Annotated in this window: 1 protein-coding gene; it reads right to left on the reverse strand. The window is 56.7% G+C overall.

Annotated elements, in window-relative coordinates:
• Positions 1–998, reverse strand: a 998-nt coding sequence (locus QP995_RS10765) for an IS1249 family transposase (protein ID WP_284853194.1), incomplete at its 3' end; no start/stop codon positions are given.
• Positions 999–1,160 lie beyond the last annotated feature (162 nt).

Consider the following 1,160-nt stretch of genomic DNA (forward strand, 5'->3'; position numbering starts at 1 on the left):
GGCAGTTCGGTTTTTAAGTAGAGCCACCAATCCAGCATTCGGCGTTGTCGTTCGCCTGATCTGCCGCGGTGTGTTCTGGCAAGTAGTTTGATCTGGGAGTTGATGCCGCCTTCAAGGCTGTTGGTGGTGGATTTAATCCGGTTTTTCTCCAGCACACCTTCTGGTGGGGTGAGGTAGACAAACAGCAGTTCGGAGCGCCAGAGGTGGTTGAGGCTGTTGTAGGCCTTGCGCACGTTGTGATGTGTCCACGTGCGGGTCCATGTACCTGTTTTAGGGTCTTTGACCGTGGTTTTCTCGTCCATCCAGGAACGGTAGATCGTGGAGAATTCGTGCAGTTGTGCACCCCATGCTGCTGCTTGGTCCAGGGTGGTGATCCGGGTCAGTTTCAGCGCCAGTCGGTAGATGGTGCGCCCGGCATCAGTCCGGGGCCGTGAGGTGGTGTAGCGGCGTACAACGCGTTGGGCGTGGACGAGGCAACGCTGGATTTTCGTGGTGGGCCAGCACTTTTTGATCGCGCTAAACGCTCCCTGGCCGCCATCGATAACGGCGATAAGTGGGGCTTCGATGCGCTCGAGAAGTCGTTGGTAGTCGCGCGTGGTTTCGTGTTTGCACCAGTGCCAGGCGATGACATGGTCGATAGTTGCGGCAATGATCAAACAGCCGCCGGCGGTATATGTGCCGTCTAGAAACACCTGGTCGTAAACCCGCCCGATATGTCCGATGGTGGGATCTGGTACGTCAACGAGCCAGAAGGGTTCGAAGCGGCGTTGCAGTGTGCGCGGTGAGCATCCCACACGACTGGCAACGGTATCGAGGCTGGCGCCAGTGGTCAGGTGGTCAATGAAGGCGGCAAAAACCGTGGAATTGGTGATGTCGCTGCGGCGCTTCACACTCGACGCGCCGCAGTGTTTGCATCGCCACCTCGTAGTTCCTTTGCTGGTAGTGCCGTTGCGTTTCATCTCATCGCCGCAGTGGCAGCGTGGTTGGTTCTTTGACATTGCGACACCACACCACGCCGCGTGTAGCACATCACTGCTGCCACACCGCGGATTTACCGTCCCGGAGCCAAATATATGCTCCCGGAGCATATATTTCTCTGAAACCTAGAGGTCAACCACTACAAATCACCGAATCCAGACACACTTTCTGTCGTTTAACCC

Source organism: Corynebacterium sp. MSK032, assembly GCF_030232065.1.
Classification (GTDB): domain Bacteria; phylum Actinomycetota; class Actinomycetes; order Mycobacteriales; family Mycobacteriaceae; genus Corynebacterium; species Corynebacterium jeikeium_D.